Origin of the sequence: uncultured Dokdonia sp. (assembly GCF_947492815.1) — a bacterium.
Lineage (GTDB): Bacteria > Bacteroidota > Bacteroidia > Flavobacteriales > Flavobacteriaceae > Dokdonia.
The window spans coordinates 19980-45018 of record NZ_CANLOB010000010.1; the positions used below are offsets into that span (position 1 = coordinate 19980).

26 protein-coding genes are annotated in these 25039 nt (G+C 34.3%); 16 read left to right on the forward strand and 10 right to left on the reverse strand.

What is annotated here, in order from left to right:
• Nucleotides 1–51: 51 nt before the first annotated feature.
• Both Q1A01_RS11120 and Q1A01_RS11125 read right to left on the reverse strand, forming a co-directional pair.
• Nucleotides 52–756, reverse strand: coding sequence for a LytTR family DNA-binding domain-containing protein (locus Q1A01_RS11120; protein ID WP_299680388.1), 705 nt, complete (start codon nucleotides 754–756; stop codon nucleotides 52–54).
• Nucleotides 756–1838 carry a sensor histidine kinase gene (locus Q1A01_RS11125; RefSeq protein ID WP_299680390.1) on the reverse strand — a complete coding sequence of 361 codons (1083 nt, stop codon included), beginning with the start codon at nucleotides 1836–1838 and terminating at the stop codon, nucleotides 756–758. The genes Q1A01_RS11120 and Q1A01_RS11125 overlap by 1 nt, the downstream gene beginning before the upstream one ends.
• 212 nt (nucleotides 1839–2050) lie before the next feature.
• Here Q1A01_RS11125 and Q1A01_RS11130 point away from each other — a divergent pair, with 212 nt between their 5' ends.
• The 4 genes from Q1A01_RS11130 to Q1A01_RS11145 all read left to right on the forward strand — a co-directional run bounded on the left by Q1A01_RS11130 (nucleotide 2051) and on the right by Q1A01_RS11145 (nucleotide 6766).
• A complete protein-coding gene (locus Q1A01_RS11130) occupies nucleotides 2051–3019 on the forward strand; it encodes an ankyrin repeat domain-containing protein (protein WP_299680392.1) in 969 nt (322 codons plus the stop codon).
• 26 nt (nucleotides 3020–3045) lie between these two features.
• On the forward strand, nucleotides 3046–4428 hold the full coding sequence (locus Q1A01_RS11135) for a serine hydrolase domain-containing protein (RefSeq protein WP_299680395.1): 1383 nt from the start codon (nucleotides 3046–3048) through the stop codon (nucleotides 4426–4428).
• A gap of 218 nt (nucleotides 4429–4646) precedes the next feature.
• Nucleotides 4647–5789, forward strand: coding sequence for a serine hydrolase domain-containing protein (locus tag Q1A01_RS11140; protein ID WP_299680398.1), 1143 nt, complete (start codon nucleotides 4647–4649; stop codon nucleotides 5787–5789).
• Between the two features lie 83 nt (nucleotides 5790–5872).
• Nucleotides 5873–6766, forward strand: a complete 894-nt coding sequence (locus tag Q1A01_RS11145) for a hypothetical protein (RefSeq protein ID WP_299680401.1) — start codon at nucleotides 5873–5875, stop codon at nucleotides 6764–6766.
• Nucleotides 6767–6846: 80 nt separating this feature from the next.
• Here the strand turns inward: Q1A01_RS11145 and Q1A01_RS11150 are convergent, their stop codons facing one another.
• The 4 genes from Q1A01_RS11150 to Q1A01_RS11165 form a co-directional block, all read right to left on the reverse strand.
• On the reverse strand, nucleotides 6847–7173 hold the full coding sequence (locus tag Q1A01_RS11150) for a hypothetical protein (RefSeq protein WP_299680404.1): 327 nt from the start codon (nucleotides 7171–7173) through the stop codon (nucleotides 6847–6849).
• An 85-nt stretch (nucleotides 7174–7258) separates the two neighbouring features.
• Nucleotides 7259–7729: a hypothetical protein gene (locus Q1A01_RS11155; protein ID WP_299680407.1), complete on the reverse strand. Its 471-nt coding sequence runs from the start codon at nucleotides 7727–7729 to the stop codon at nucleotides 7259–7261.
• A 49-nt stretch (nucleotides 7730–7778) separates the two neighbouring features.
• Complete coding sequence (bshB1, locus tag Q1A01_RS11160; RefSeq protein WP_299680410.1) at nucleotides 7779–8495, reverse strand: bacillithiol biosynthesis deacetylase BshB1; 717 nt, start codon at nucleotides 8493–8495, stop codon at nucleotides 7779–7781.
• Nucleotides 8496–8541: 46 nt separating this feature from the next.
• Nucleotides 8542–9717 carry an aminotransferase class I/II-fold pyridoxal phosphate-dependent enzyme gene (locus Q1A01_RS11165; RefSeq protein ID WP_299680413.1) on the reverse strand — a complete coding sequence of 392 codons (1176 nt, stop codon included), beginning with the start codon at nucleotides 9715–9717 and terminating at the stop codon, nucleotides 8542–8544.
• A 264-nt stretch (nucleotides 9718–9981) separates the two neighbouring features.
• On the opposite strand from Q1A01_RS11165, the gene hutI reads away from it, so the two are divergent.
• The 10 genes from hutI to Q1A01_RS11215 all read left to right on the forward strand — a co-directional run bounded on the left by hutI (nucleotide 9982) and on the right by Q1A01_RS11215 (nucleotide 17292).
• The gene (gene hutI, locus Q1A01_RS11170; protein WP_299680416.1) at nucleotides 9982–11211 is read left to right on the forward strand and encodes an imidazolonepropionase; all 1230 of its coding nucleotides are present in this window, start codon (nucleotides 9982–9984) and stop codon (nucleotides 11209–11211) included.
• The gene (locus Q1A01_RS11175; RefSeq protein WP_299680419.1) at nucleotides 11208–11777 is read left to right on the forward strand and encodes a hypothetical protein; all 570 of its coding nucleotides are present in this window, start codon (nucleotides 11208–11210) and stop codon (nucleotides 11775–11777) included. Before hutI ends, Q1A01_RS11175 begins: the two co-directional genes overlap by 4 nt.
• Nucleotides 11778–11782: 5 nt before the next feature.
• A complete protein-coding gene (locus tag Q1A01_RS11180) occupies nucleotides 11783–12787 on the forward strand; it encodes a formimidoylglutamase (protein ID WP_299680421.1) in 1005 nt (334 codons plus the stop codon).
• Nucleotides 12777–13244, forward strand: a complete 468-nt coding sequence (locus Q1A01_RS11185) for a GNAT family N-acetyltransferase (protein WP_299680423.1) — start codon at nucleotides 12777–12779, stop codon at nucleotides 13242–13244. The genes Q1A01_RS11180 and Q1A01_RS11185 overlap by 11 nt, the downstream gene beginning before the upstream one ends.
• 3 nt (nucleotides 13245–13247) lie before the next feature.
• On the forward strand, nucleotides 13248–14039 hold the full coding sequence (locus Q1A01_RS11190) for an MBL fold metallo-hydrolase (RefSeq protein ID WP_299680425.1): 792 nt from the start codon (nucleotides 13248–13250) through the stop codon (nucleotides 14037–14039).
• 3 nt (nucleotides 14040–14042) lie between these two features.
• Nucleotides 14043–14486, forward strand: coding sequence for a DUF4440 domain-containing protein (locus Q1A01_RS11195; protein WP_299680428.1), 444 nt, complete (start codon nucleotides 14043–14045; stop codon nucleotides 14484–14486).
• Nucleotides 14487–14548: 62 nt separating this feature from the next.
• Nucleotides 14549–15052, forward strand: coding sequence for a hypothetical protein (locus Q1A01_RS11200; RefSeq protein WP_299680431.1), 504 nt, complete (start codon nucleotides 14549–14551; stop codon nucleotides 15050–15052).
• Nucleotides 15053–15416: 364 nt separating this feature from the next.
• Complete coding sequence (locus tag Q1A01_RS11205; protein WP_299680434.1) at nucleotides 15417–15788, forward strand: dihydrofolate reductase family protein; 372 nt, start codon at nucleotides 15417–15419, stop codon at nucleotides 15786–15788.
• Between the two features lie 149 nt (nucleotides 15789–15937).
• Complete coding sequence (locus tag Q1A01_RS11210; protein ID WP_299680436.1) at nucleotides 15938–16897, forward strand: hypothetical protein; 960 nt, start codon at nucleotides 15938–15940, stop codon at nucleotides 16895–16897.
• Between the two features lie 74 nt (nucleotides 16898–16971).
• Nucleotides 16972–17292 (forward strand): hypothetical protein, encoded by a 321-nt coding sequence (locus Q1A01_RS11215; RefSeq protein ID WP_299680438.1) that lies wholly within the window; start codon nucleotides 16972–16974, stop codon nucleotides 17290–17292.
• Nucleotides 17293–17809: 517 nt separating this feature from the next.
• Here Q1A01_RS11215 and Q1A01_RS11220 read toward each other — a convergent pair.
• From Q1A01_RS11220 to Q1A01_RS11230, 3 genes are all read right to left on the reverse strand, one after another.
• The gene (locus Q1A01_RS11220) at nucleotides 17810–19690 is read right to left on the reverse strand and encodes a T9SS type B sorting domain-containing protein (RefSeq protein ID WP_299680441.1); all 1881 of its coding nucleotides are present in this window, start codon (nucleotides 19688–19690) and stop codon (nucleotides 17810–17812) included.
• A gap of 162 nt (nucleotides 19691–19852) precedes the next feature.
• Nucleotides 19853–20734 carry a hypothetical protein gene (locus tag Q1A01_RS11225; protein ID WP_299680443.1) on the reverse strand — a complete coding sequence of 294 codons (882 nt, stop codon included), beginning with the start codon at nucleotides 20732–20734 and terminating at the stop codon, nucleotides 19853–19855.
• 130 nt (nucleotides 20735–20864) lie between these two features.
• Nucleotides 20865–22889, reverse strand: coding sequence for a S9 family peptidase (locus Q1A01_RS11230; protein ID WP_299680445.1), 2025 nt, complete (start codon nucleotides 22887–22889; stop codon nucleotides 20865–20867).
• Between the two features lie 368 nt (nucleotides 22890–23257).
• Between Q1A01_RS11230 and Q1A01_RS11235 the strand changes: the two genes are divergently transcribed.
• Nucleotides 23258–23809, forward strand: a complete 552-nt coding sequence (locus tag Q1A01_RS11235; protein WP_299680448.1) for a hypothetical protein — start codon at nucleotides 23258–23260, stop codon at nucleotides 23807–23809.
• Nucleotides 23810–23865: 56 nt separating this feature from the next.
• Here Q1A01_RS11235 and Q1A01_RS11240 read toward each other — a convergent pair whose 3' ends face one another.
• Nucleotides 23866–24309: an Lrp/AsnC family transcriptional regulator gene (locus Q1A01_RS11240; RefSeq protein WP_299680451.1), complete on the reverse strand. Its 444-nt coding sequence runs from the start codon at nucleotides 24307–24309 to the stop codon at nucleotides 23866–23868.
• Between the two features lie 114 nt (nucleotides 24310–24423).
• Here Q1A01_RS11240 and Q1A01_RS11245 point away from each other — a divergent pair, with 114 nt between their 5' ends.
• A complete protein-coding gene (locus Q1A01_RS11245) occupies nucleotides 24424–24849 on the forward strand; it encodes a hypothetical protein (RefSeq protein WP_299680454.1) in 426 nt (141 codons plus the stop codon).
• Nucleotides 24850–25039: the final 190 nt, after the last annotated feature.

A 25039-nucleotide genomic window follows, 5' to 3' on the forward strand; every position in this document is an offset into this window, starting at 1 on the left:
TTCACGACCAAAGGGAGAGCGTAGCGTTAAAGCGTACAAAAAAGAAAAGAATTATTGTTTTAAAAATGCAAGTACGTGCTCTTTATAACTAGCGCCTATTGGAATTTCTTTGGTTGCTATTTCTACATCTACTGCTGTAAAAGCTGTAATTTTTGAGGTATTTACAATATAAGAGCGATGTATTCTCAGAAACAACGCAGGAAGTTTTGCTTCAAAGTCACTAAGGGTATCTTTCGTTATCACACGCTCCTCAGCAGTGTGAATACGTATATAATCTTTGACACTCTCTACATATAGTATATCTGCAAATAAAACTTTTATATACTTCTTATTTGCATTTACATAGATATGATCATTTACAAATTCCTTTTTTTCAGGAATATCTACCACTGGAGAAAGATTTGATAACGATTTATACTTATTTATTGCTTTAAAAAAACGAGTAAAGGAGATCGGTTTTAATAAATAATCTACCACATCAAGTTCATAACTCTCTATAGCATAATTACGATAGGCCGTTGTAAAAATAATTTTAGGTGTTCCCTGTAGCTCTTTTGCGAAGTCTATTCCTGTAAGCAGTGGCATTTCGATATCCAAAAAAATAAGGGCTATTGTTTCTTTTTTAAGTAACTCAAATGCTGCTACAGGATTTTGAAATGTAGCTATAAGTTGCAAGTCTGGTATTTGTGCTACATGGCTTTGTATTACTTGAATAGCAAGGGGCTCATCGTCTATAATAATACAAGGTATCTTCATTAGTTATTTGTTAAATCTATCGTAAGTTGCACTTCATAACTTGTCTCAGTGTCCTCAATTTTTAAAGTGTGTGCGTTGGGGTAATGCAATTCTAATTGACGACTTACATTAGTAATCCCTATTCCTTTAGACTGTTCTGAGGTTACGTCACTTTTGACAGAGATTTTGGTATTGTATACACGTAAATATACCTGTGACTCCTTTTCTTGAAGCTGTATATGTATTTTAGGGTTTATAGGGTTTTTACTTGCTCCATGCTTAAAGGCATTTTCTATAAATCCTAATAATATGAGAGGAGCTATGGGTCTTTGTTTATCTGACAGCTCATGTATAAACTCTAAATCTAGTTGATCTCCATATCGTATTTTTTCTAAATCAATATACCCTTGAATAAGTGTAATTTCCTTGTGAAGCGCAATGGTAGGTTCATTACATTGATATAATATATAGTCCAGCATCTCAGAGAGTTTTAAAACTACTTCTGGAGCAGCATCAGACTTAGTAAGGGTTAATGCATAAATACTATTAAGGGTATTAAATAAAAAATGTGGATGGATTTGTGCTTTTAAAAATTGTAATTCGGTAGTTGCTTTTTCTTTTTGCAATACTTCTAATTGGTGTTTTTCTTCAAAACCTCTCTTAATACTTTTGATCGCCATCATTAAAAAGACAATCACATATACAGCTGGGAAGTAGACATAAAACAAATAAAAAGGATCGGCTAAAATCTCTAAGAATGTTTCTTTTTCAAACATTCCTTCTCTGGTTAATGGCTCTGCGATATGAACTGTACATATTCTGGCAAAGACTACAAATACATAGCCTGACACTAAAAAGGAAATCACAAAATGCACATATCGTTTCTTTAAAAACAATGTAGGAATCTGGTAATAGTTTAGAAAATAAGCCGCTGCTAATTGTGAAGGTAATAATGCCAAATAATTAATTAAATGACTTGAAAAAGATCCTGAGTTAAGAGACCCTAACAAGGTAAATATGAGTAAAAATGAACACCAAAACAATATATGTGATAACACACTGTTTTGGACAATTCTATCTACAAATGGAAAGTTAGTACTCATAATTCGAATCTAAAATACATAATATCTATTCGTTTCTTTCTTCAAGTAGACGAATCTCATATACCAACATCTCAACATCTATTTCCTACCTACAAAATAGAAACTCACATACAAACCTCCTTCTGTCTTCCACAAACCTATGCTGGTCTATATTTTACAGATTGCTTCCTTCTTGCCCATACTTTTGAGTCAAATTTAAAATTCATCACATCATGAAAAAACGAATCTTTTTACTAGTTATGCTATGTGTTTCCGCTTTCGCGAAAGCGCAATCAACCTCATGCGAAGCTTTATTACAAGCTATTAAAAACGAACAAGTAACTACGGTTACGCAACTCTTAAAAAACACAAATCCTAATTGTTCTTATCGAGGCAATGGCGAACCACGATCTCCATTAGGTGTTGCGTCTTATGTAGGAAATCTAGAAATCGTTCAATTGTTATTTGTTGCTGGCGTTCGAGTAAATTACAAAAGTCGTGGCGATGCCAGTGCTTTAATGATTGCTGCACAACAAGGGCATCTTGATGTTGCTACCTATCTTATCGAAAAAGGAGCCGATATCAATGCAGCAATTGATGGCGACGGAACACCGCTTATGGCAGCCATACAAGGCGGAGACTTACGTATTATAAAATTATTATTAGAAAAAGGAGCACATCCTAATACCAATGTAAAAGGAGATGGGAATGCAATGATTATGGCTGGAAAATCTGGAAATCCAGCGATACTACAACTATTGCTACAATACAATCCTACTATGGATAAGGAATCTTTAGGTGATGGCACAGGACTCATTCAAGCAGTATCTAGAGGAAATTTAGCGATGGTCAAAGCTATGGTTCAAGCTGGAGCCGATGTTAATAAAAGTAGTCGTGGAGATGGGAACCCATTAATTGCAGCATCTAAAATAGGAAGTCTCCCGATTGTTCAATTTCTTGTGGAATCTGGCGCTGATGTAAATACGCATGTAAAAGGCGATGAAACGCCGCTAATACAAGCTTCTTGGAATGGGCATCTTGATATCGTCACATATTTAGTGGGTCAAGGAGCTGAGGTTAATAAAACTGTTCGCGATGGGTATTACCTCTCTTCCGAAAAACGAAATGCCCTCAAAATGGCTATAAGAGGTCAGCACACTGACGTCGTAGCTTATCTTAAAAGTATAGGCGCAAAAGAATAATCACTGTATACATTAATACTTCTGTTATGAAATCAATAATAGCTTTCCATATATTCCTCATACTTCTTATAAGCAGTACAACTACCCTAGAAGCGCAACAAGCATATCCGCTGCTAGATACTATAGTTACTTCTTTTTTAGAAACGGCAAACCTTCCTGGCATCTCTATAGCTGTGAGCCAAGACGAGCAACTTATCTATGCTAAAGGATATGGGTATGCCGATCTTGAAAATAAGATCCCCATGACACCGCATATGCAATTGCGTACTGCATCTGTTGCCAAAGTGATTACAACTACTGCTTTAGGAAAATTACTTTCCGAAGGCAAAATAAAGCTGGATGTTCCTATTAAAACTTATGTTCCTTATATAGATACACAATACGAGCATCTCACCTTACGGCAACTTACAGGCCATACTTCTGGTATGGCGCATCGTCCTAAAGGAAATGCGTATAAGAAAAAGCAATACACAAGTATTAAAGAGAGTACACAATTATTAAAAGCGCCTTTACTTTTTGAGCCTGATACTCAATATCAATACTCTACACATGCTTTTAATTTGGTAGCTGCTGCCATAGAAGGTGCTTCTGGACAATCTTTTGAAACATATTTAAGAGGTCATGTTTTTAAACCTCTAGGAATGCAACAAACGGTTCCTGAAAATATCAAACAACTTTCTGAGAAAGATGTGCAATTATATTACCATAAAAAGGGAACGCTCACAAAAGAAAAACTCACCAATGCAAGCTATAAACTAGCAGGTGCAGGGTTTAGAAGTACACCTACAGATCTTATCAAGATGATGCATGGATATACCAATGGATTTATCACAGCCGAAGCAAGAGAAACAATGTTTAGAAGTCACCAACTCAAAGATGGAACTACCACACAAGTGGGTATTACCTGGCGATCTTCTATCGACGCTTTTGGTCACAATGTAATAGAACATGCTGGGAGTTGGCGAGGCACACGAACGGTTGTGGTGCATTACCCAAAAGATAATTTGAATATTGCCATTATGATTAATGCAGATAGCTCGATTCTTATTGAAGAAACTGCACATATACTAGCATATTTAATTCGGAATCACAATACCTCAACAGATTTGTCTCTTGATGTACATAAAAAAGTTTCAGTGACATCAAGACTCAATAATGAGGTGACGCAACACTCAGCCCAATTTGACTTTCAAAATAATCAAGGAATGTTAACTGTAGATACCATTCGTTTTATTTCGTCTGCTCCCATCTATTATATAGGAAACCAACATTATGTAGCAATCACTAAAGCCGGAATTCTATATCTTCAGATGACAGATATAGAAAACGCTCGAGGAGACCTATTTATATACCATACTATGCATAAAACAGCTCCGTTAGAACAAACACCTCTAATTAGTTTTCAATAGGTTTCTTGCTCTATACGCTCCTGCCTGCCGGCAGGCAGGTTCGCGAAATCGAACTTATGAGATTCACGACCGGAGGGAGAATGAAATGGTAAATTGAGCCTGCGAGATTCACGACCAAAGGGAGAGCGTAGCGTTAAAGCATATAAAGAATAGTTCACAAAAGAGGACCTGCTTGTTATTTACATGGCATTAAAAAATTAAATATCTTGCAGGTACTTATGAAGAATACATTGCTTAAAATTATAGGTATAGTTGTCATCGCTGGGCTACTCATCTGGGGAATACTTAAAATAGTAGTTGCAACAAAAACGGCTGTTCCTGATCTTGAGATGACAACTAGCATTACTTCAAACGAAGGAAAAGAAGCACTAGACACTTGGCTCTCAAAACTTGAAAATGAAGATAAATTTAATGGAGGGGTTTTACTCATAAAGGAAGGGAAACCTGTTTTTATGAAAACGTATGGATATACAGATCATACATGTACAAAACGCCTTACTACGCAATCTTCATTTAGGCTTGCTTCTGTTTCAAAACAATTCACCGCCATGGGAATTATGCTATTGGAAAACAAAGGTCTTTTAGGCTACGATACTCCAGTAACAACTTACATTACTTCATTCCCATATGATGGCGTGACCGTACGGCATTTACTCAATATGACTTCAGGGATTCCTGATGGCTACCTACAACTCGCCGAAAAACATAAAGCCGAATTAGGAACTGAATTAAGTATTCAAGAAGCGGTTACTTTACTTTGTGAGTATCCATCTAAAGCGGCACCTGCCAATAGTTGGTATAATTACTCAAATTCTAACTATATCTTATTAGCAGGTATTATTGAGAATGTATCTGGCCAGTCTTTTGAAAACTATATGCAAGAAGCCATTTTTGATCCTTTAGACATGAAAAATACACGTGTATGGAATTTACTTTCAGCAACAAAAAGCTTTCCGAACAAAACACTTGGTTTTGAAAAACAAGGAGATCAATATATCCCTATGTACCCTACCTTTATAGATGGAGTTTCTGGAGATGGTGGTGTCTTTGCCAGTTTAGAAGATTTTGTGATTTGGGATGCTGCTTGGTATGGTACTGGTACGACCCTACTGTCACAGGAAAAAATACAAGAAGCCTTTAAAGCACCAATGCTTACAAATAACACCTTGTCTGAGTATGGCTTTGGTTGGTCATTACAAGGAGATGTGATGCAGCATTCTGGAGGTTGGCTCGCAGCACGTACCTATATATACAGAAACACAGCTTCAAAAACCTGTTTAGTGATTTTGGATAACAGCGCTAATCATTGGCATTTTACAAGTATACAGGAAAAACTTATCAAAACAATAGAAAGTCTTTAATGAACAAGAGTTTATTTAACACTTCTATAGGAACACTTCTATAGTGTATTTGCTATTTTTAATATTCATTAATCAACCACACTATGAAAACTTTATTTTCCCTACTCTTCTTGAGTATTTTATGTATTTCTTGTAATACAAAAAAAGAAGACACTGCTAAAAAAGAAACTGTTGTTGCTGAGGTTGTCAAAACACCTACGCTATCCAAAGCAACATTTATAACAGAGACACTAGAACTAACGCATTGTGAGTCTGCTGTCTATGATAAAGATACTGATGTGATCTATGCCTCTTTAATTGGAGATAGAGAACCAGGCGATGGATCTATTGCAACCGTAGGAGTAGATGGAAAATTGATAAATGCACAGTTCGTTTCAGGGCTTAATGACCCTAAAGGAATTGCCATTACAAAAGATAAGTTATATGTATCTGACGTTACTGAACTTGTAGAAGCTGATCTTAAAACAGGGAAAATTCTTAATAAGTATACTGCCGAAGGTATCGAGTTTTTAAATGATGTAGCGATTGCTCCAGACGGAGCTATTTATGTGTCAGATACGCGTACTTCAAAAATTTATAGACTAGATCAGAAAGGCACTTTTGATTTTTGGCTCTCCGACCCAAAACTAGATAACCCTAATGGGTTGTTAATTCAAGGAGATACTATGTATGTTGCTTCTTGGGGAGGTGCTCCAGAAGGAGGACGAGTTTCAAAATTAGATATCAATAACAAGAAAATTATAGCAGTTACTGATATCATTGGAAATCTAGATGGAATTCGCCCATATGATAAAAACCATCTCATCATTTCTGATTGGCGTAGCGGAAAAGTACATCTTATGAATTTTGACGGCACAACAAAAGAGGTTGTTACTGTTGGGCAAAGTGTAGGTGATATTGCTTATATCAAAGAAAAAAATCTACTATTATTACCTATGAATAAACAAAGTCGCTTACTGTTTTATGAGTTAAAGTGATTTCGATACGATTTGCTTCCAGCAAATTACTCAATTACCCTAGTTACTATCTAGTATTAGTAATTTTGTATAATAGTATGTTAATCTTCTTTTACTGGATATATCTTTAAGTAATAGGTAGTGGTCGTATCAATAGGAAGTTCAGGCATAAGTGATAGCCCTTTGGGGCCTTCATAAATTGGCATATTAAGTATAACTACTAGTTTTTTATCATCCTTTGAACGATTCCTTAAGTCAAATAGTGATAAACTATCTATTTTTTCACGTAAGAATTCTTTTTTTCTTTCTTCTTGTTTTGCAAACCAACTAAAGTAGTCAGAGCTAGAAGCTTCTTCGTCTTTAGCATTCTCCTGTGCAAAAAGAGTTGTACAAAAACATAATAGTAAAAGAGTTAGTGTCGTTTTCATAAATCTAAAGATAGAAGGTTGTTGCTTATGATACTGTTAAAGGAATGTTTTTTAACAGTTTATATAAAAGTACTTTTAAAGTTTTTTATATAGTATTATCTGGCACTTTACTTCTTAAGAATTTAACTAACTGAGTCAAATCGTCATTAATTTCTTCATTAATATTCCAATTCATTTTTTTATTATCAAACTCAAGCTGGCAAAATAATCCATCTAGAACTATTCCTTTGTAATTAGTAAGACTAAGCTCAGTATTTAATAATTTATTAATTGTCTCTGATTCCTGCACGTTTAATTCAATTTTGCTATCAGTTATAGCTAATCTACTAAGATTAAAAATCTCTTTATCAAATCTCTTATTATCATATTCAGCATTCCAAATTTTCAGGATTAATTCTTTAGAATTCTTTTCTATTTGGGTAATAGAAAATCCATGAGAAAAAAGCTGCCCCATTTCAAGATACTGAAATCTAAAATTTTCAAAATCATTTATTTCCAATAACTCTATTTTTATTTGATCCCAATAATGATCTCTATTGTTTGAAAACTTCTCCATTTTCATACTCGCTTATATCTTTATAATAAAGTCACTTAATCTATCAGGATCAAATCAAATCAAAAAGACTATCAACAGCTGGATATCGCTCCACATTAAAACCTTCGGCATAGTCTGTACCTATTAAACGCCCTAAGTCTCTTGCTCTATAGCTGATACTTTCTTTAAATGTTAAACTAGAAATAGGTGTGCTTCCCTCATCAGAATTTGGGTCATGAAATTGTGTTTTATAAGCAAACACTGCTTCGCACTTCTTCTCTATAAAACCACTTACGTCTACCACAACATCAGGCTTCATATGTACCCATTGTTCATAATGATAGACTGTTTTAGGGCGCCATTTCTCTTGAATTACCCCATCTCTTTGGGTTTCAATTTTTACAAGACCACTTAAGAAACAAGCATCACTTGCGAGTTTACTTCCTTTACCATGATCAATATGTCTATCTTCTATCGCATTACATAATACCATTTCTGGTTGATATGCACGTATGACTTCGATAATCTTTAATTGACTTTCTTTATCATTTTGAAAGAAACCATCGGCGAGCCCTATATTTTCACGTACGCTCACTCCTAGTATTTTAGCTGCATTTGCAGCTTCTTCTTTTCTAGTTTCAGCTGTACCTCGGGTTCCTAATTCTCCTCTAGTTAAGTCTAGGATTCCAACTTTTTTACCTCTGGCAATTTCTTTAGCGATGGTCGCACCGCATCCTAATTCTACATCATCTGGATGTGCGCCTATAGCAAGTATGTCTAATTTCATTAATGATTTTTTAGTCGTTGCGTTCTATGTCGCAATAATTGTTGTTTTATAACACGGGAACTTTTACTCTAGCAGTAACTACTTGTAATGCTTGTTCTATATCTGCAATGATATCTTTTTTATCTTCAATACCCACAGAAAAACGAATCAATCCTTCGGCGATTCCTTGACGTGCTCTTTCTTCCTCACCTAAAAGAAAATGAGATGTTTGCGCTGGTGAAAGCATCGTACTTTCTACACCAGCAAGACTCATCGATGGTTTTATAAGCTGTAATGACTTTTGAAAAAGTTCAGGATCTAATCCTTTGGCAAGTTCAAAAGAAAGCATGCCTCCATATCCTTTCATCTGAGCTGTTGCGAGTGTATAATCAGGATGTGATTTTAACCCTGGATAATACACACGATTCACATGCTCATTTTTATCTAGCCACTTGGCAAGTTTCTTAGCATTTTTGTTTTGTGCTTTTACGCGTATTGCCATGGTCTTCATACTACGTTCTAATAACCACACCGTCATATCACTCAAACTCCCACCAAGGTTTTTTCCTAAATTCCAAATACGATCTATATGCTCTTCGCTTCCAGCAACAGCACCTGCACATATATCACTATGCCCGCCCATATATTTGGTCGCACTATGAATCATAATATCTATTCCAAAATTTAATGGATTTTGATTGATCGGAGATGCAAATGTATTATCAATCATGGTCACAATTCCTTTCTCTTTTGCTAAATCTGCAACCATTTGCATATCAGTGATGGTCATTAAAGGATTGGAAGGTGTTTCTATATAAAGTACTTTTGTTTTAGGTGTAATCGCTTTCGCGAAAGCGTGCTTATCTAAACCATCTGTAAACGTATAATCAATACCGTATTTCTCAAACTCCTCTACAACTAAGTTATACGTTCCTCCATATAAGGTTTTTTGAAGCACAATATGATCACCATGCCTTAAAAAAGCAAGTAATGTAGTACTTACAGCAGCCATCCCACTACCAAAAATCATAGCAGCTTCCGTGCCTTCAAGGGCTGCAATCTTCTTACATAATGCCTCTTGGTTTGGGGTATTAAAATATCTTGGATATCGTTTTATATCTACATCCATAAAGGCATATGATGAAGACATATAAATAGGAGACACTGCCCCCTGAAACTGTTCGTCTTTCACTTCACCTACATGCGTGCAGATTGTATTTACTCCTTTCTTCTGATGATTCATTTTGCCATTTTTTTATCACATAAAAATACAAAAAACAATTCCTTATTTTTAGAATAAGAATGATTTTGAAATTATAATGCTATGTTTTTGTATTCTAACCCTTAAAGGTTGCAAAACATAGCATATGGTTACTCTTTAAAACAGATTAGACTTGTAGAAGCGTTTAACCCTCTAAATAATCAAGATAGACAGCCTAATTTTAATCTAAAAAACAATTCCTTATGTTATTATATAAGCAATAAAGTAACTACCTTTATTTTTTCAATGAAACTCATTACCAACATACACCAATTACTTGTTACTGGTGAATATAATGCTCCAGTACGTGGGAAAGCCATGTCCCAAATGCCACATATCGATAATGCGTATCTTCTTATTAAAGAAGACCGTATTCATGACTATGGGTCTATGCAAGATATCCCTACAATTCCTGATGCAGAAATTATTGATGCCGCTGGTAAAATTGTATTACCAATGTGGTGTGATTCACACACGCATCTTGTATACGCCACGGGTCGAGAAGATGAATTTGTAGATCGTATCAATGGATTGTCTTATGAAGAGATCGCAAATCGTGGAGGCGGTATTTTAAATTCCGTTGCACGTTTACGCTCAATGAGTGAAGATGCCTTATTTGAAGATGCTTGCAAACGCTTAGAACATCTTATTTCATTGGGAACAGGTGCCATCGAAATTAAAAGTGGTTACGGACTTTCTGTTGAAGCAGAAAAGAAAATGCTTTCTGTAATTGCGCGTCTTAAAGCTCATTTTGATATTCCTATGAAGGCTACTTTATTAGGTGCTCATGCTATTCCATCTGAATATAAAGATGATCGAGACGCATATATAGAACTGATTATAAAAGAAATGATTCCCGCTTTCGCGAAAGACAACTTATGTGACTTTATAGATGTATTTTGTGAGTCGGGTTATTTTACTGTTTCAGAAATGGAAGCCATTCTTGAAGCTGGTAAAGTACATGGTTTACGGCCTAAAGTTCACGTAAACCAGTTTAATGCCATTGGAGGTATTGCCGCTGCCGTAAAGTATGATGCACTCTCAGTAGATCACTTAGAAGAATTAGTAGCAGAAGATATTGAAGCTCTTAAAGGCAGTAATACCATTTCTGTAGCATTACCTGGATGCTCCTTCTTTTTGAGTATTCCTTATACGCCTGCACGACAACTTATAGATGCAGGACTTCCCCTAGCTATTGCGACAGATTACAATCCTGGATCTGCTCCTAGCGGTAATATGAATTTTATCGTGGCTCAAGCCTGTATACAACTAGGCATGACGCCAGAAGAAGCCATAATAGCAGCCACCATTAATGGTGCATTTGCAATGGATGTTGCTTCAGAGACAGGAAGTATTACCAAAGGGAAAAAAGCAAATCTCATCATTACAACACCTCAGAAATCATATAATACCATTCCATATAGGTTTGGACACCATCAAATAGAACAACTCATCTTAAACGGAAAAAGATTATGAGTTTACCCAACTTTAATTTAACAGGAGGAAAACCCGTATCTGATCAATTTTTAATTAAAAAGATCAAGACATTTCACGATGCTGTACGCTATATCCATAATTTACCCTATGGACGTAATAAAAACCCTCGCAATATTGCGAGTATTATACGAGAAGGTGTAGGTACTTGTTCTACAAAAAATGCATGTTTAAAAACACTTGCTGAAGAAAACGAGATTCACAGCATAAGTCTTAACCTCTGTATTTTCTCTATGACAGAACAAAATACACCTGGTGTAGGAGAGGTACTCAATGCTTATGCTCTTCCTTATATTCTAGAAGCACATACCTTCTTGAGTTATGATCAAGAACGATATGATTTTACATTTCCTGGTAATTCTAAAAAATTATGGGAGCCAGATATTCTTATAGAGACTACTATTGATCCTGACCAAATTATTGATTACAAAATTTCTTATCATAAATCTATTCTTAAAGATTGGATACAACGAGATAATATCCCCTACACACTTGATAAAATGTGGAACATTCGGGAAGCTTGTATTCAGGCTTTAGCAAAAAAATAAATCCGATGATTCAGCTTCATATCCAATCGCAAGAAACGTTAGAAGAAATCATTTCAAAAAGAGATGGTGAAACAAAAATTGGAGAAAAATTACAGTATTGTCATAGTTTAGAAGCCATTGAGAAATGTACAGCCAAGTATATCATTTTTGGAATTGCTGAAGATTATGGGGTGCGTGCAAATTATGGAAAACGAGGCACTGCAAATGCTTGGGATGCATTCCTAAAGTCTTTTGTTAATATCCAAGAAAATGACTACAATAAAGGCACAGACATCTTACTGCTAGGCTATATCTCTGTCACTCCAGATGACATCCAGTATACGACACCCAAACCTATTTTGGGAGATGTGGTAAAACGTATTGATAAAAAGGTAGCATATATTGTTCAGACTATTGTAGCTACAGGTAAAATTCCTATTATTATTGGAGGTGGACATAACAATGCATATGGAAATATTTCAGGAGCAAGTCAGGCTTTAGGACATGCTATTAATGTGATGAATATAGATGCTCATACAGACCTACGTACTACAGATTACAGACATAGTGGCAATGGGTTCTCATATGCCCTCTCTATAAATGCATCTAAAGAAACAACATTAGATAAATACACCGTTTTTGGATTACATAAAAATTATACTCCTCAATATATTTTTGATCTTTTCAAAAAGCATAAAGACAGATTGCAATATCACTTTCTAGAAGATACTTGGACAACAGACACTTCTATTGCCCAGCAATATGCTACAGCATTACAATTTGTTTCTCAAGAAGCTTTTGGTTTAGAGTTAGATTGTGATGCTATTACTAATTTTCCTAGTAGTGCTCGTACTCCTAGCGGTTTGTATTTAAATGATGTTAGACAGTTTGTGATGCATACAGCTTCTCAAAAAAAATGTTGTTATTTTCATATTTGCGAGGCATCACCAGGAAGAAAAAAAGCAGGACAAGTAGGAAAGGCTATTAGTTATTTTGTTTCCGATTTTATACGCACCCATCATGCAAATTAGTACATACAAGCCTACATATGCTTCCGATTTTAAAACACTTAATATCGAGTGGCTAGAAACCTTCTTTTATGTAGAATCATATGATAATGAGGTATTAAGTAACCCTGAAAAATATATTGTTTCTAAAGGAGGGCATATCTTTTTTGCACTTATCGATGATACAGTAGTAGGAACTGTTGCCTTAATGCCTATGCAAGAACCTAATGTATATGAACTCACAAAAATGGCAGTAGATACGTCCATACGAGGGAAAGGAATTGGGCAAAAACTGATGGCGCATTGTATTGCTTTCGCGAAAGCGGAAAACACACCAAAACTTGTTTTATACTCCAATACTATTCTTGAAAACGCCATCTACATATATAAAAAATGGGGATTTGTAGAAATACCACTAGAAACAACATCAAATTACGACAGAGCTAATATAAAAATGGAATTAATCTTACATAAACATTAGGCTATGAAACATCTTGCTATTTTACTACTCATCTGTATTACTTTTATAAGTTGTAAAGAAAAACATATAGAAACTGCCACAACAACATCAGCTGTAAAAGAAGTTTCAACAGAAGTAATCACCAAAGAACTTCCTTTTAAAGTACACTCTATAAGCCATGCAACTATGGTTTTACAATGGGGAGAGACTACGATATATATTGACCCTGTAGGTGGTGCTGAGGTATTTGCAAATTATCCGCAACCAGATTTAATCTTAGTGACAGATATACACGGAGATCATTTAAATGTTGCAACCATCGAAGGACTTGATACTTCTAAGGCAAAAATCATGGTCCCTCAAGCTGTAGCCGATAAAATGCCTGAAGCTTTTGTACCTCAACTGGATGTTTTAAATAATGGAGATAGTAAAGAGCGTTTTGGTTTTTCTGTAGAGGCAATCCCTATGTATAACTTACGAGAAGAAGCACTAAAATTTCATACCAAAGGACGTGGGAATGGCTATGTCATTGAAAAAGAGGGAACACGTGTATATATTTCTGGAGATACAGAAGACATTCCTGAAATGCGTGCCCTTACAAATATAGATGCTGCTTTTGTATGTATGAATTTACCTTACACCATGACCGAAGTAAGCGCCGCCGATGCTGTAATTGCATTTGCTCCTAAAACCATCTACCCATATCACTACAGAGGCACTGGTGGATTAAGTGATGTCGCCAATTTTAAAAACCTTGTTAATAAAGGGAATCCTGCTATCAATGTAATACAATTGGATTGGTATGCTAAAAAGTAAGTTATGAAAACAGGTCTCTTTCTTCTGGTATTTACTTTCAGTATGATAGGATGTCAACATACTGACACGGCACAAAATATTGAAAAATGGGAAGCTGAGATTATAAATGTTGAAAAAGCATTCAATGATATGGTTCAGAAAGAAGGTCTTATCAAAGCCTTTGAATTTTATGCTGCTGAAAATGGTGTGATACGACGTGGCAAAAAAGTTATCAAAGGAAAAAAGGCTATTGCAGATTGGTATAAAAAAGATATCCGTCCTAATGAAACACTTACTTGGATACCTACATATGTTGAGGTAAGCACTGCAGGCGATATGGCTTTCACCTATGGTGATTATATATTTACATCCCTAGATTCATTAGGTACTAAAAAGGTAAATAAAGGTATTTTTCATACCGTATGGCGAAGACAAGCTGACGGCACTTGGCGATTTGTTTGGGATTGATCTTTTCAAAAACTAATTATTAAATAGACTGTATATTATACTTAAAATATCCCTGCAAAATTATGTGTAAAGAAGACTTTAAAATACATTTTTGTACCTGCTCTAATAAAGAAGTAGTAAACATTGATTTTGCAGATGAAGTTAAAAGTCTATTTGAAATAAAAAGAACGGAATCGCAATTAGCTTTTTTTGAAAATGATGGATCATATCATACTACTTATTTTAAATGGAAGTTAAGTTCATTTAAAGAAAAATCTAATGGTGTCATAGGTGTTATGATATACCCTAAAGATAAACTTGATGAGTATATAACTCTAGAAAATATTTTAAAAGAATTAAATACACTTATTTGCTTTGACTTTAAATATATACCTAAAGAAAAGGATTTATTAGAAATAGAAGAAAAATATAACTTTATAGAATTAAAAGAGCATCCAAGACCATACCTTGATAACTATATGTCTTTCAAATTTGAAAATAATAAATGGGTGTTTGGAAGATATCCTCTTAAGTATATTCATGAACGTGTTGAAATTGGAAAAGTAGAAATATTAAAAAACAACTAACGTTTAGTTATTTCGCGAAAGCGTATATCATTTTCATAAAGAGTATATCCAACAACTACAAGGTCATCTATCGTGATTTTATACGGTATGATGAAGACAAATTGATAGTACATGATGATTTGTTTGAGATGGAATCTTCTAAAGTAGTATCGTTTACGTATCTTACTTTTATAAAACACTTAATAAGTTAGTCTTCCTAAAATGAAAAAGATAGTGTACTACGTAGCGAGTTCTCTAGATGGTTATATTGCTGGAATCAATGACGATATAAGTACATTTATACCTGATGGAAAAGGTGTAGAAAAATATCTCTCCGATTTACAAAGTTTCAAAACTGTAATTATGGGTCTTAGAACATACGAGTTTGGATATCAATTTGGTCTTCAACCTGGACAACCTGCATATCCCCATATGCAACATTATATTTTTTTCAAATTCGTTACACATAGACAACACACATGATCTACTACATATTGAAAAGCTCAACATTAAACGCATACAAGAGATCAAAGAACATACAACAACAGATGTATACCTATGTGGTGGCGGACAGTTTGCAGGTTGGCTATTGGATCATGGGCAAATTGATATCCTAAAGCTAAAAGTAAATCCTATTATTCTTGGAGGTGGAATTCCTCTTTTTGGCAATTCCAACACTAATGCACGTATGAATCTAGTAAAAAACATTACATATGACAATGGATTACAAATTACTACGTATGAATTAATAAAATAAAACTATATTTCGGTTAAATTTTAGTGTTCATTAAAAAACACTAATAGATTCTCTGAAAGTATTTACTTGAAGATGAAAAAATTAGAACACCATTAAGTGAATTAACAATTCAAAATATAAACAGACTACTTAAAATTCAGAAACAAAATATGAACATACGCCTTTTAATTCTATTCTTAATTGCATCTATACAAACTCAAGCACAATCCACAAAAAATACAACTGATATCATACAAGATATCACTTCAGAAAAAACAGAAAAGCATATTCATATTCCTGGAACTCGTTTATTTATAATACCGCCTAGTGGTTTTGAACTCTCTAATAGTTTTGTTGGTTTAGAAAAAGAAGAAAGTGGTGCTATTCAAGTATATGATCTCATTGGAGGAGATTTTTATTCAAATGCTAAAACTTTCAACAAAGAAAACTTTGAAAGTAAAAGGGTTAAGATTTATGAGTATAATGAATTTAAACTCAATGAATATCCAAGCAAATATGCTTTACTACAAGGTGACCCAAATATGAAAGCAATTAATCTGGTGTTTGGAGACACTACTTTTTCTGCTATGATTATTGCCCTGTACGCACCTTTTGATAGTGCTACAGAAAAAGAACTTAAAGAAGCTATACGTTCTATTTATTATGACAAAACGCTCAAAATAGATCCTCTAGCAACAGCAAAATTTACCTTAGATGATAACGCTTCCATTTTCAAATATGCAAAATCTGCTTCAGGCCTCATTCTCTATTCTATTGACGGTATAGATAAACAATCTTACGAAAATGAACCTATGGTTATGATCACCACATTACCAGCAGATCCAAACTTAACATTAAAGAATATTTCTGAATTAATGCAGAATGGCCTCAAGAATAATGGGATGGTCATAGATGAATTAAAAAACATATCAACGACCGAACTAAATGGATCTCCTGCCTATCAAGTAGAAGTATATGGAACTATTAAAGGAGAAAAAAGTATACTGTATCAATTAATTGTTTCTGACAAAGAGAAAGTAGTGAGTTTTCAGGCTGTATTAAAATCTGAATTTGACAAAAACTTACTAGAAGTAAAAAAGCTTGCTCAAACACTCAAATTAAAACAATAATTATTAGCTAAGTTTATACTATTTATTTGCAATGATACGCTTTCGCGAAAGCGTATAAAACAGAATCTTAATTAATGAAAAAAATCTTATTCCTACTACTTATCACACTACCAACAATAAATTGTTCTTCAAAAAAGCAATTCATTACTAATGAAAATACACAAGGTGAACTATCGGCTGAAACAATACCACAACAAGAAAAAGCTAGTAAATCGTTAGCTGATAGTAAAGTGCTTTATTTTGTAGATGGAAAAGAATCTAATGCAAAAGCTATAAAAAAAATAAATCCTGACAATATAGAAACAGTTACTGTTATTAAGAATAAAGATGATATTGGAAAATACACCTCTGAAGAGTATGATGGGGTTATATTAATCGTAACTAAAAAAGGTTAAAATTTAATCACTAGTAACAATTAATAAATATCATATACATATATGATATTTATTAAAATTATGATCATTAATCAATCAATACAAAAGTATATAGGTTTTTGGGTGAATTTTCTTTTTGCAATAGCTAACATATTAGGTAATTTAGTTAGTCCAAATCAAACCCTTAGATTACATTTTTATATTAATCAATCATGGGTTTCGAATGCACTATTTTACACTCCCATCATCTATAGTATTTCTTATTTACTACTTTTTTCTTTACAAAAGAGAGAAACTAATCTATTCATTTCAAAAATTCATCTAACAATAATTGCGATTTGTGAAATCTTATATCGTTTTATTGAGTTTGATGTAAGAATTCTTCTATTTTTCACTGCAATCTCTATCATCATATTCTTCACAAATATTTATGTATCATTATCTAGTCAAAATGATAAAGAATAATTATTATACGCTTTAACGCTATGCTCTCCCTCTGGTCGTGAATCTCACAAGTTCGATTTCCCGAAAGCGTATATCAACGTAATAAAGAGATGTGACCTACTACCACACGATCATCTATGGTGATTTCGTACCAATAATCATCAGGAGGTAATGCTTCTCCATTATAAACCCCGTTCCATTGGAAAGAACGACCATTACCACTCGTTAGCAATTTTCCAAAGCGATCAAATACTCGGATAAAACTGGACGAAAAGAACGAAGCATCTGGAAGATTAAAAAAGTCGTTGACACCGTCACTATTAGGCGTAAAAAAAGTAGGAATATTAAAATGATAAAATTCTGTAAGTATAGGAGGACATCCACTGTCATTTCTAGCAAAAATAACTTTTAACCCACCTGGCACATTTCTAAACACAGGCGTAGTTCTATAAAAAATACCGTCTAATGAATATTCAAAATTTCCTTCATTTTCTGTTTCAATAACAATGCGCTCTCCGTCAGAGAAAACATTGGAAATTACTGGTGATACGAGTCCTTCTACCTGAAATGTTTTGATTGCACTACATCCTAAATTATTCGTTACTGTAACAGTATATACACCTCCTGTTTCTATTTGTATGCTAGGCGTAGTTTCTCCTGTAGACCACACGTATTCCACATTTGAAATCCCTGCGGAAAGTGTTTTTATTTCTTGTTCGTTACAAATTTCTAAACCTATGATAGGATTTGCAAAGAATGGTGCTTCTAAAAAACTAAGTGTTACTGGAGTTCTGAGTGTACTACCGCAATCGGTTCCTGTAACAAATGCTTGTGCGTAAAATGTCCCTGCTGTTTCTGGGGTATAACTAGCTCCTATAGCGAGTACTTCAGTACTTGACTCACTAGCATACCAACGGATTTCTGTATCAGGAGAAGGCACTACAGTAAGTGCCGGAATTGCCTCATTATCACAAGACATACTATCGCCTTCACTAATGGGAGCATCAGGACCTTCTACAAATTCAATACGATAGGCATTAGAAAAGAAAGAGCAAAAAACATTTCCTAAGTTATCGGTATCTGTCGCAGTATTTACTCTATAAAAAGTGGAAGTAGTAATTCCTGGAGTCACATAAGTTATTGAAGTAGCTCCAGAAATATCATTCCAGTTTTCGCCGTCTGTACTCTCTTGCCATTGAATAAAAACATTTGGTGCTACAGTTACTGTAAGTGTTATATCTAATGCATTTTGATTATTACATACAATGACATCCTCTTCCCCAGAAATATCCGAACTTATTGTCGTAATATCTCCACAAGCTCGGAAGACAATATCATCTATTGCAAGATCATTCCCACAGCCACCATTTCCGTTATTAATCATTTTAAGAATCACTTCTGTCTGCCCTGCTCCTGTTTCAAAAACCAACCCATACTGAGTCCAAATAGGTGTGGATGTTCCATCAATATTACCGGTATCTCCAGAGGCTAATAACATCGTGTCTGTACTATCCCATATTTGGAATCGTACATTTACAGGAATCCCTGTATTAGGACATACGCCAGCATCAATATCATATAAATTTTGAAGAAAGGCTGAAAATTCATAGGACGTGTTTTCACAAAGTCCATCGATGGTCCTATTATAAAACTGATCTGCTGTAAAACTCGCATTAACAATAAATGCTCTTCCATTCACATCATCTGGTGTATTATCCAAACCTGCATGAAAAGCACCTAATTGTTGTAATTGTGATGATATGGTATAAAACCCATCTTCTGGACCACTTTCTACATAGGTATATGTCGTAACACTAGGGTCTAATGGAGGTCCATTTGTAGTTCCTGTTCCGAAATCTTCTGTAAAAATAGGGTCGCCTAAATCACCTTCACAAAAACTCAATTGACCATACACTGCATCAAAGGAAATGATACAGCATAAGATAATGAGTACTCTTTTTGTGATTCTAGCCATTTTATTTCAAAGATACATTAATACCACTTTATATATGTAACGTATCAGATCGAGCAGCTAGTGAAAAAAAATACCAAAATAACTTATGCTATAAACCAAAAAATTCTGCGAGAACTATACAGTCACATCGCAGAATCTTTCCTACTTAAAGTGTTTCTTTCTTTACTTGAGTGTAAAGCTGGTCTGAGCTATAAGCGCCGCTTGATCATACACATTTACTTTATATACACCTGCCTCAAAGCTATCGCCTATCGGAGCTATATTTTCACAAATGTCTAATGCGGTATTTTCATAGTAAAATTTAGAAATCTTACTATAGGTTATGGTTTCTTCTTCAAATGTAACGCGTTTATTAGCTCCTAAAATATTATTTGAAGGATCTACTACTTGTACATACAATACTCTATCACCAGCTTCAGCTAGTCTATTTTGTGGTACTGTAAAACAAGCTCTTACTTTATCAACTCTACGTGCACGTGCATTTTCTACTAGCTTTCCAGAAGAACGCTCAATAACACCTACTGCTTTTAATTTGTTAGCTGCAATTGCAGAGCCTAATTCTACACGTTCTGCTAGCTTATCATTTTCAAGAGATAATGAATCTCCTACCCCACGCTGTACTTCTAGTTCATAGCTTGTACTATCTACACGCATTGCTAACAATCTATTACTTCCTCGTAGAGAATCATTTTGAGCAAATAGGAAATCACGCTCTTTACGAAGCTTGAATACCTCTGCTCTATATTTTCCTAGACTTGCAATGGTTACTTCTTTCTCATTAATATTATCTATGAGTGTTTGAATTCTATCACGTGCATCATTCAATTCTGTATCCTTTAAATTATTTTCTTCGATAACGACATCGTACTTATCATTCATCTCTCTAAGATTAGCAATCACTAAGTTTTTTTCTTTAGTAAGTTCTGCTTTTGTCTCTTTCTCTTGGTTGTATAACTTAAAAGCAAATGCACCTGCAACTACTAATAATACAGCGAGAATTCCCGTAATGATTTTAATTCCGTTATTATTCTTCTCGTTTTCCATGGTTTTAAAATTTATAGTTAATGGTTATACGTATAACGACCGTATTTGGATTATGGTGTTTATTATTTTGCGAATGTAGCCACATTTAAAATACAATTAACATTCTTTCATAAAGTTTCCCTAAAAAGGATTATTTAGTAAACTTTTTAAACCACGCCAACGTATGATTCACTTTTGTAATAAGGTTACTAGGCCTCGCAGCAATACCATGGGATGCTTCTGGAATTTCTACCAACACCGTTTGTTTCTTTCTAATTTTTAAAGCATGATATAATTGTTTGGCTTCACTAGGAGGTGTGCGTAAGTCATTCATTCCTACCATGACCATGGTAGGAGTTTCTATATTACCTACTAATGATAAAGGTGAAAATTTCCAATAGCCTTCAAAATTTTCCCAAGGTTGTCCTGGATAACGAGAGTTTGCATATCCATAATAATTATCTGCTACTAATGTTTTTGAAATCCAGTTCATTACTGGTTTTGCAACTACCGCAGCTTCAAATCGATTGTTTTTTCCAATCATCCAAGCTGTCATAATACCTCCGGCGCTACCCCCTGTTACATATAATTGATCTTCTGAGGTGATTCCTTTGGCTAGGCATGCATCTACACCATCCATCACATCATTATAATCTTGCCCCGGATAGTTATTATAGAGTAGGTTTCCAAATTCTTCTCCATAACTAGTACTGCCTCTTGGATTCGGATAAAACACAACATATCCTGCGGCTGCATATAATTGTATTTCTGCCGAAAAACGATCTCCATAATTTAAGATAGGTCCTCCGTGATTTTCAACTAATAATGGATATTCTTTTCCTTTTTCATAAAATGGAGGGTATACAATCCAACCTTGTATATCACGTCCATCATACGATGATTTGTACCAGATTTCTTCTACGGTTCCTAGTGTACGATATCCCAAAAGGTCTTCATTCAATTGTGTGCGAATCTTTGGTTGTTTTTCTTTAGGAGACAAAACACCTACATCTGCAGGACGATCTGGTTGCGAATACGTAAAGGCAATCGTTCCGTTATCTGATACGCTATAACTCCCACTCGCATAAGGACGACCTAATGTAGTCCCTCCAAGATTGTCGGTTACCTTAGTTATTTTTCCCGAAAGGGAAACCTTAGCTATTTTAGAATTTCCTTTATCATCATATGTACAATACAGTGTTTTACCATCAGATGCCCACTGAACGTTTGATATACTACGATCTAAATTGGTTTTTATTTCTTTCTTGTTAGTCCCATCTATATTCATCATATATAAACGAGTCACTTGATAGGTTTGAACTTTATCATCAAACCCTAGATAAGCAATCTTTTTTCCATCGGGTGATACTATTGAGTTTCTATCAGGTCCATTACGATCTGTTAATGCTGTTATTGCTCCTGTTTGGGTATGCACGCTATATATTTCGCTATTGCGAAAATCATATTCCCAATCTTTATTTCGATTTCCTGAAAAATAGATGTGTTGTGCATCTTGAGACCAACTTAGTAAACCACCATGATTAAAGTTACCAGAAGTAATTTTACGAGCCGCCCCTCCTTCTGATGGAAGGACATAAATATGGCGATAGCCAGGTTTTAAATATCCTTGACCATCAGCTTCATGCTTGAAACGATCTGTAATTCTTGGAGCGGCAGCCCATTGAGCACCTTTTGGTTTTTTAGGCATTTTTGCGATCACTGGAGAGGCCACATATTCCATCGCACTAAAAGAAAGCCAGTTCCCGTCTGGGGACCAACTCAATCCTGAAGGGCTATTCTCTAATTGACTTAATTTAGCTGTTGTGCCTGACTCCATCCAATATATAAAGAGTTCGCTACCTTCTGAAGTACTTGCCACATACGCTATCTTTGTACCATCTGGAGACCAGCGTGCTTGAAACTCATTCCCTTCAAAAGAGGTTAGTTTATGATGGTTTGTACCATCTGTATGAATCATCCATAAATTACCTTTGCTGCGATCTTTCATGATGTCAAAACCTGTACGTCTATAAATAATAATAGTACCATCTGGTGATATTTGAGGATCTCCAGCATATTCCAATTCAAAAACATCTAAGGCTTCAAAAGCTTTGTGTTGTTGTGCAAAAATTGCCGTACTTATTAATAGTATAATACAGAGACTTACGTACTTCATAATTTTAGGATCTAATGATTACATCTTATAATAGGTCTAAAATAGTAAATCTTATAAGGTAATAACGACATTACAGTAATGAACTCTTACAAATTATAAGGTCATTAACAGAAATAGATACATTTTTAATAAAAACAATCATTTTTAACAAGTAACAGGAATCGTTTTCTGTAATGTTTTATCTACAGGCATAGCTTCGAATTTAAAAATTTAGTCCTAAAAAAGTCAAACATCGAGACTTTCTTATCACTCGTCGAATTTATTAAAATCATATACGTAAAATCTATGTGTACCGTTATAAATAGTATACTTTTATAACAAGCTATGCGCCCACATAGTTTTATAAAAAAGTAAAAACTCAACTTAATATGCATGATGATGATGATGATAACCATAACTATGATATAGATTCCTGGAGACAATTACCTGTCTTTATTCAGGCTGAGGTTATCTTAAAATTAGTAGAACATATTGTAGATTGCATTCCTAAAGAAGACAGTAATGCATCTTCTGCGTATGAATGTTCGCTATTTGATTACCATACGAGTAGTATGATGGAAAATGCACTTATAATTCCTGCCAAGATTGCCGGAATTCACGGAGTAGAGCTTTATGATATAAAAATGGAAAATGCAGTAATGATTCGTAAAGCTGCACAAGAAATAATCACAAACTTACGAGGACTCCAAATCGCTGGTTTTAAAGAAGTAGAGTACTTAGAATTACTACGTAGAGAGATTGAAGTACTACGTCCTTTATTTGCAGAGTGGGTAAAAACCTTTAATCCATATAATTACATTATAGATCGTTGGGGATTATTTAATCCTCCTGGAGTAGATTATAATGATGTAACGCCTGGTAATGATCTTCCATATGACAACAATTGTTCTTATGAAGATTTTGATAGTGATGAGGATTAGTCTTTACTAATTGTATTTTTCAGGTATACGCTTTCGCGAAAGCGTATAAAACCCACTTATTTATTTAATTTTAAAATAGGATTAAATCGTACTACCTGTGATAATACAATTTGTGTTTTAGATTCTCCATAACTTATAATTTGATCTATAAACTGCTCTAAGTGTTGTTGATTATTTAAGACTACCTCCATCACAATATTTTCATTCCCTGTAATACGATAACAATTAACCACTTCTTCTAAGGTTTTTACTTTTTCAAGAAAGGGTTTTAGTTTTCCCATAAAAGCACGCAGGGTAATAATTGCTTTAAATTGGTAACCCATTTCAAAAGGAGAAATAATCGCTTTAAAACCAGTAATCACTCCCGTATCTTCCATTTTTTTGATACGCTCTGAAACTGCTGGAGATGTAATTCCAACTTGTCTTCCTATTTCTGCATTGGATTGTCTCGCATTTTCTTGTAAACACTTTAAAATCTTAAGATTTAGCTCATCTACCATACATTTTAAACTTTATTTCCAAAAATACATTATTTTTAAAGAGAAACTTGATTTTTGCTTTAAAATCAAAAGTTAGGATATCCTTTTATGATTGTAACTTTGTCATTATAAGAAATGGCAAAAGCATCTAATTACATATCAAAACCTGAGATCTCTACAAAAGATACCTCACTATATAACAAGGCATTAGACATTTATACCTTATCTAGATCTATTACATCACACCTTACTGATAATAAGACGGTAAAGACATTGTATACTTCTGATAATGAGTCTGAGAATACCTTGGAAGAAATTGTGGTAAGTGCGGTTACTTTACCTTCAAAAATTGCGATCGCCCAAACAACAAAAAATATACGTCTTCGATTAGATTCTACAAATAGCATTATACATCATATTGATAAGATACGTGCTAACTGCCAAAAGCTTCGAAAAATTTCAAAGCGCAACAGAGATCATATGCGCGTACTATCTTCTGAAGTTTTAAAGTTTAAGAAGATGTATAGACAATGGAATATTGCTATTACTCAGCAAAATTAAGAATCCATTCTGCATTCTCAATCGTATATATATTACTACACAATAAGAATGTTGTATTGCATTATTTACGTGAAATATCTTTTTAGTAGGTATAAAAACACCTTATAAATAGGGAGGTCTTTTATCTCTTATATCATATTTAGAAATTTTATTATAAAAAATTAAGTTTTACTGTAAGTTATAGAAAGAA